This is a genomic window from Streptococcus oralis, from assembly GCF_001578945.1.
Taxonomy (GTDB): domain Bacteria; phylum Bacillota; class Bacilli; order Lactobacillales; family Streptococcaceae; genus Streptococcus; species Streptococcus oralis_Q.
Genome location: NZ_KQ969557.1, coordinates 17786 through 23866 on the forward strand (window position 1 = coordinate 17786; position 6081 = coordinate 23866).

The 6081-nt window shown below is 42.9% G+C and carries 9 protein-coding genes and 1 pseudogene; 8 read left to right on the forward strand and 2 right to left on the reverse strand.

Annotation, left to right across the window (positions count from 1 at the left end; genetic code table 11):
* Together SORDD16_RS09285 and SORDD16_RS09290 are read right to left on the reverse strand one after the other, a co-directional pair.
* Positions 1–515, reverse strand: a 515-nt coding sequence (locus SORDD16_RS09285) for a YidC/Oxa1 family membrane protein insertase (protein ID WP_241734056.1), incomplete at its 3' end; no start/stop codon positions are given.
* Positions 516–592: 77 nt separating this feature from the next.
* Positions 593–871 carry an acylphosphatase gene (locus SORDD16_RS09290; RefSeq protein WP_001174620.1) on the reverse strand — a complete coding sequence of 93 codons (279 nt, stop codon included), beginning with the start codon at positions 869–871 and terminating at the stop codon, positions 593–595.
* Between the two features lie 33 nt (positions 872–904).
* Here SORDD16_RS09290 and SORDD16_RS09295 point away from each other — a divergent pair, with 33 nt between their 5' ends.
* The 8 genes and pseudogenes from SORDD16_RS09295 to SORDD16_RS09325 all read left to right on the forward strand — a co-directional run.
* The gene (locus tag SORDD16_RS09295) at positions 905–1645 is read left to right on the forward strand and encodes a TrmH family RNA methyltransferase (RefSeq protein ID WP_061453227.1); all 741 of its coding nucleotides are present in this window, start codon (positions 905–907) and stop codon (positions 1643–1645) included.
* A 55-nt stretch (positions 1646–1700) separates the two neighbouring features.
* Positions 1701–2384 (forward strand): Bax inhibitor-1/YccA family protein, encoded by a 684-nt coding sequence (locus SORDD16_RS09300; RefSeq protein WP_061453228.1) that lies wholly within the window; start codon positions 1701–1703, stop codon positions 2382–2384.
* 109 nt (positions 2385–2493) lie between these two features.
* On the forward strand, positions 2494–3486 hold the full coding sequence (gene asnA / locus SORDD16_RS09305; RefSeq protein ID WP_000747987.1) for an aspartate--ammonia ligase: 993 nt from the start codon (positions 2494–2496) through the stop codon (positions 3484–3486).
* A gap of 64 nt (positions 3487–3550) precedes the next feature.
* Positions 3551–4090 carry a 16S rRNA (guanine(966)-N(2))-methyltransferase RsmD gene (rsmD, locus tag SORDD16_RS09310; RefSeq protein ID WP_061453229.1) on the forward strand — a complete coding sequence of 180 codons (540 nt, stop codon included), beginning with the start codon at positions 3551–3553 and terminating at the stop codon, positions 4088–4090.
* Entirely contained in the window at positions 4080–4568 is a 489-nt protein-coding gene (coaD, locus tag SORDD16_RS09315) for a pantetheine-phosphate adenylyltransferase (protein WP_061453230.1), read from the forward strand. The genes rsmD and coaD overlap by 11 nt, the downstream gene beginning before the upstream one ends.
* A complete protein-coding gene (locus SORDD16_RS09320) occupies positions 4552–5589 on the forward strand; it encodes a SepM family pheromone-processing serine protease (protein ID WP_061453231.1) in 1038 nt (345 codons plus the stop codon). Before coaD ends, SORDD16_RS09320 begins: the two co-directional genes overlap by 17 nt.
* A gap of 55 nt (positions 5590–5644) precedes the next feature.
* Positions 5645–5875 carry a DUF1146 family protein gene (locus SORDD16_RS10855; RefSeq protein WP_002892633.1) on the forward strand — a complete coding sequence of 77 codons (231 nt, stop codon included), beginning with the start codon at positions 5645–5647 and terminating at the stop codon, positions 5873–5875.
* A 23-nt stretch (positions 5876–5898) separates the two neighbouring features.
* Positions 5899–6081, forward strand: a pseudogene (locus SORDD16_RS09325) (UDP-N-acetylglucosamine 1-carboxyvinyltransferase); the annotation flags it as partial.

The following is a 6081-nucleotide window of genomic DNA, read 5'->3' on the forward strand; positions in this document are numbered from 1 at the left end:
GCAATTCCCAAGAAGTTAGAATCAGCAACCCCTTCAGTGTGTTGGGCAGCAAAGTAGATAGCAGAGAAGAAAGGCATTTGAATGAGGATAGGGAAACATCCAACTCCTCCAAGCATGCTGATACCATGTTCTTTTTGGGCGGCAAAGAGGGCTTGTTGAGCCTCAAGTTTTTCTTCTTGGGTTGTTGCTTCTTTAAGACGTGTTTGATGTGGTTCGAGCACGTGTTTGAGGGCGTTCATCTTTTCAGAGTGAAGTGTTGCCTTCCATGATTGGTAGATACCGAGTGGCAAGATAATCAAACGTACGATGATGGTAACGATGATGATCCCCATCCCAAAACCAAGTCCCATATCATTAGCAAAGTATTTGATAGCCTCTGCCATAGGTGCTCCGATGGTATTCCAAATCAATCCTGTAGGTTGTCCTGTTGCCTTGTCTACTTGGACACAGCCTGTCAAGATAAGTAGCATAGCCACTCCCATAGCAGAGAGGGCAAAACGTTTAATAGATTTCAATGTTTTCATTCCTTCTATAAAAATTATACCTTTCTATTCTACTGTTTTTTTGTAAAATATACAATAGTTCTAGAGACCTAATTTGCGACTTTAAAGTCCGAGTAGGATGAAAAGTTGCTCATTTGTACATCCAGATAGGTAACTTTTGAAAAAGGTGTTGGACCTTTTCGGATTTCTTGGATAAATTTTGCCATAGTGGCAGAGGAGTCTGCCTGAGCAAGAATTTCTACTGTGCCATCGTCATTATTCCAGACACGACCGGTGATGCCACCGATTTCAAGCGCTAGAGTATAAACGCCCCAACGAAAACCAACACCCTGCACCCTACCTTGGGCAATCATTCTAACCTTTTGCATACCAAACCCCTTTGATTGTGTTATAATATTTCTATGACTATTATAACCTCAAAAGCCAATTCTGTGGTAAAAAATGCCAAGAAATTACATCAAAAAAAATATCGAAAGTTTGTTTATTTGATTGAGGGCTGGCACTTGTTTGAAGAAGCTGTTCAAGCAGGAGTGACGATTGAGAAGATCTTTGCTCTGGAAAGTTACCGAGATCAGTTAGCTGCTTTTCCTCAAACTGTCTGGGTTTCAGAGGAGATTTTGCTGGATTTGGCAGACTCTCAAACACCACAGGGAATCGTAGCAATCATCCAAAAAGAAGAAGTGGGACTGCCTGATCTCCATCAGGGCAAGTTTCTATTTTTAGAGGATGTCCAAGATCCTGGCAATGTGGGCACCATGATTCGGACGGCGGATGCCGCAGGTTTTACAGGGGTTATTGTTTCAGATAAGTCAGCGGATATCTACAGTCTCAAGACACTGCGTTCCATGCAAGGAAGTCATTTTCACTTGCCCATCTATCGTATGCCTCTTGCCACCTTTATAGAAGAGGCAAAGAGGAGCAATTTGCCCATTCTGGCAACAACCTTATCGAGAGATTCAAAGGATTATCGTGAGCTTTCTCCCCTAGAAGACTTTGTTTTAGTCATGGGAAATGAAGGGCAGGGGATTAGTTCTGTCATGGCTGAGAGTGCGGATCAACTCATTCACATTACTATGAAGGGACAAGCAGAGAGTCTAAATGTTGCAGTTGCCGCAGGCATTTTGATGTTTTATTTTAGCTAATTAATGGAATATTTGCTATAATCAAGGTATATTTATAGAGAAAAGGAGAATCAGAATGAATCAAACGATTATTCAAGAACGTTCAGGTCTCAATCAATTTTACGCTAAGGTTTACGCCTTTGTGGGACTTGGGATTGGTCTATCAGCTCTCGTGTCAGCTTTGATGTTGACAGTCTTTCAGTCCCAATTGGTCTACTTTTTAATGCATGGTCGTCTCTGGCTGATGATTGCAACTTTTGCAGAACTTGGTCTGGTCTTTGTTGCAAGTAGCATGGCTACTAAAAACAGCCCAGCAGCTTTGCCAGTATTTTTAGTTTATTCTGTTTTAAATGGCTTCACGCTTAGTTTTGTCGTAGCCTTCTATACACCGGGAACCGTATTATCAGCCTTTGTATCCAGCGCCCTACTCTTCTTTGTCATGGCGGCAATCGGGATTTTCACCAAGAAAGATTTGAGTGGAATGGGACGAGCTCTGATGGCGGCACTTGTCGGCCTCATCATCGCCATGGTTGTGAATCTATTTCTAGCAAATAGCTTCTTTGACTACATGATTAGTATTGCCATGGTCTTGGTCTTCTCAGGTTTGATTGCTTGGGATAACCAAAAGATTCGCTATGTTTATGAGCAGTCACGAGGGCAAGTAGCAACAGGTTGGGTCGTTTCAATGGCCCTCAGCATCTACCTAGACTTTATCAACCTCTTCCTTAGCATCTTACGAATCTTTGGTCGAAACGATTAAAGAATTATGGAGTCAGTGTTCTAAAGAGCGCTGACTTTTTCTTATTTACTCTTTCCTTTTCTTGAAAATAGGTGTATAATGCTTTTAACTAATTTTTTAGGAGCCGTTTATGAAGAAAAGCTTTATTCATCAGCAAGAAGAAATTTCCTTTGTGAAGAACACTTTTACCCAGTATTTGAAAGATAAGTTAGAAGTTGTCGAGGTTCAAGGTCCTATCTTGAGCAAGGTCGGTGATGGGATGCAGGATAACCTGTCTGGTGTCGAACATCCAGTATCGGTGAAGGTCTTGCAAATTCCAGATGAAACTTATGAAGTCGTTCACTCACTTGCCAAATGGAAACGCCACACCTTGGCCCGTTTTGGTTTCGGTGAAGGAGAAGGTTTGTTTGTTCACATGAAGGCCCTTCGTCCAGATGAAGATTCACTGGATGCGACCCACTCTGTTTATGTAGACCAGTGGGACTGGGAAAAAGTGATTCCAAATGGACAACGCAATATCGCTTATCTTAAAGAAACAGTTGAAAAGATTTATAAGGCTATTCGTCTAACAGAGCTAGCCGTAGAAGCCCGCTATGATATCGAATCGATCTTGCCAAAACAAATTACCTTCATCCATACAGAAGAGTTGGTGGAACGCTATCCAGATTTGACACCAAAAGAGCGTGAAAATGCAATCTGTAAAGAGTTCGGTGCTGTCTTCTTGATTGGTATCGGTGGCGAGTTGCCTGACGGGAAACCTCATGATGGCCGTGCACCTGATTACGATGACTGGACAACAGAGTCTGAAAATGGCTACAAAGGGTTGAATGGCGATATTCTAGTTTGGAACGAATCTCTTGGTTGTGCCTTTGAACTTTCTTCTATGGGGATTCGGGTAGATGAGGATACACTTCGTCGCCAAGTGGCTCTTACCGGAGACGAAGATCGTCTCGAGCTGGAATGGCATAAAGCCCTGCTTAACGGCCTTTTCCCACTGACAATTGGTGGAGGTATCGGACAGTCTCGGATGGCCATGTTCCTTCTTCGTAAGAAACACATTGGAGAAGTTCAGACCAGTGTCTGGCCTCAAGAAGTCCGCGATACGTACGAAAATATTTTGTAGAGAATCGAACCGCAAGGTTCGGTTTTCGTTCTCTTTTTGCCTATAATTTGGTATAATAAACGGTATGAAAATCGTATCAGGAATCTACGGAGGGCGCCCTCTCAAGACGCTAGAAGGCAAGACGACTAGGCCGACATCGGATAAGGTGCGTGGAGCTATCTTTAACATGATAGGTCCCTATTTTGAGGGCGGTCGTGTCTTGGATCTCTATGCTGGCAGTGGCGGTTTATCCATTGAGGCAGTCTCGCGTGGGATGTCCCATGCTGTCTTAGTGGAACGGGATCGAAAGGCACAAGCTATCATCGCTGAAAATATCCAAATGACCAAGGAAGTTTCCAAATTTCAGCTCTTAAAGATGGAGGCTGAACGAGCCTTGGAGCAAGTGAATAGTCCCTTTGACCTGGTCTTTTTAGATCCTCCCTATGCCAAGGAACAAATCGTTGCAGATATCGAAAAAATGGCAGAAAGAAACCTTTTCTCCGAAGAGATCATGGTTGTCTGTGAAACCGATAAGTCTGTAGAACTACCAGAAGAAATCGCCTGCTTAGGTATCTGGAAGGAAAAAATATATGGGATTAGTAAGGTGACAGTCTATGTCAGATAAAATTGGATTATTCACAGGTTCATTTGATCCGATGACGAATGGACATCTAGATATCATTGAACGTGCTAGCAAACTCTTTGATAAGCTCTATGTCGGGGTTTTCTACAATCCCCACAAACAAGGCTTTCTCCCTGTTGAAAACCGCAAACGGGCAGTCGAAAAAGCGGTGGCGCATTTAGATAATGTAGAGGTCCTGGCTTCTCATGACCAACTAGTCGTCGATGTTGCAAGAAGACTGGGTGCTAAGACCCTTGTCCGTGGCTTGCGAAATGCCACCGACTTGCAATACGAGGCTAGTTTTGACTACTACAATCATCAACTGGCTCCAGAGATCGAGACCGTCTACCTACATAGTCGCCCAGAGCATCTTTATATTAGCTCTTCAGCCATGAGAGAACTTCTGAAGTTTGGTCAGGAGATTCAGCAGTATGTCCCAAACAGTGTTGTGGAGGAATTAGAACATGAAGAAAAAAACTAGATGGCCCTTATATGTCATCCTAGCACTAGTATTGACTTTTTTAACCTTTGTAGTACCATTACCTTACTACATAGAAGTTCCAGGTGGAGCGGAAGATATTCGTCAAGTTTTGAAAGTCAATGAAACAGAAGATACAGAAGCAGGAGCTTACCAGTTTGTAACAGTCGGCATTCGACATGCAACCCTATCGCATCTTGTCTATGCTTGGTTAACACCTTTCACGGATATTAGAAGCGCTCAGGAGACAACGGGTGGTTCTACGGATGCGGAGTTTATGCGGATCAATCAGTTCTACATGCAAACTTCTCAAAACATGGCCAAGTATCAAGGATTGAAGACGGCTGGAAAGGATATCGAACTCAAGTATCTGGGAGTTTATGTCTTGACCGTGACGGACAATTCAACTTTTAAGGGCATTCTGAACATTGCAGATACAGTGACAGCTGTTAACGACAAGACGTTTGACAGTTCAAAAGATTTAGTCGACTACGTCAACTCTCAACAATTAGGGGACACGGTCAAGGTAACCTATGAAGAAGACGGAAAAGTCAAGTCTGCTGAAGGTAAAATTATCACTCTCGAAAATGGGAAAAACGGGATTGGGATTGGTCTGATTGACCGTACGGAAGTGACCAGTGATGTTCCGATTCGTTTTTCAACAGCTGGTATCGGCGGGCCAAGTGCCGGTCTCATGTTCAGTCTCGCTATCTACACCCAGATAGCCGATCCAGGCCTTCGTAATGGCCGCATTGTTGCGGGGACGGGAACCATTGATCGCGATGGAAATGTTGGCGATATTGGTGGAATTGACAAAAAAGTAGTTGCAGCCTCTCGTCAGGGAGCCAACATCTTTTTTGCTCCTGACAATCCAGTTACCGAGGAAGCAAAAAAAGCAGATCCCAATGCGAAAAGCAACTATGAAACAGCCTTAGAAGCTGCTAAAACGATCAAAACAGAGATGAAAATCGTGCCCGTAAAAACCTTGCAGGATGCGATTGATTATCTTAAAAACAATCCCTAATTCGTAGAAAAATCGAAAACTAGCGCGCAAGCGGATAAGATGGTATAATAGTCAAATGGTTCAATTATTATTCACTCTAAGCAGTCATATACTCTTTATTTATTTGAGTTTTTACCTTTTGAAGGATCTTGTGAGATGGGAAAAGGTTTTAAAAGTCACCGCTACTAACACAAAAAAGGTTCGTTTGTTGGTAGGCTTCTTTAGTATCGTGATGGGCTACATCTTGAGTTCATTCTTTATCAGTTTGTACCAACTGTGGCAAGAAGCGCTTAGAGGACTATTATAAAATCAAAAGTAAAGGAAACAACTATGGAAAAAATTGTGGTTCAAGGCGGGGATAATCGTCTGGCTGGGAGTGTGACGATCGAGGGAGCAAAGAATGCAGTCTTACCTTTATTGGCAGCGACTATTCTAGCAAGCAAGGGTAAGACAGTCTTGCAGAACGTCCCAATCTTGTCAGATGTGTTCACCATGAATCAAGTAGTTCGTGGT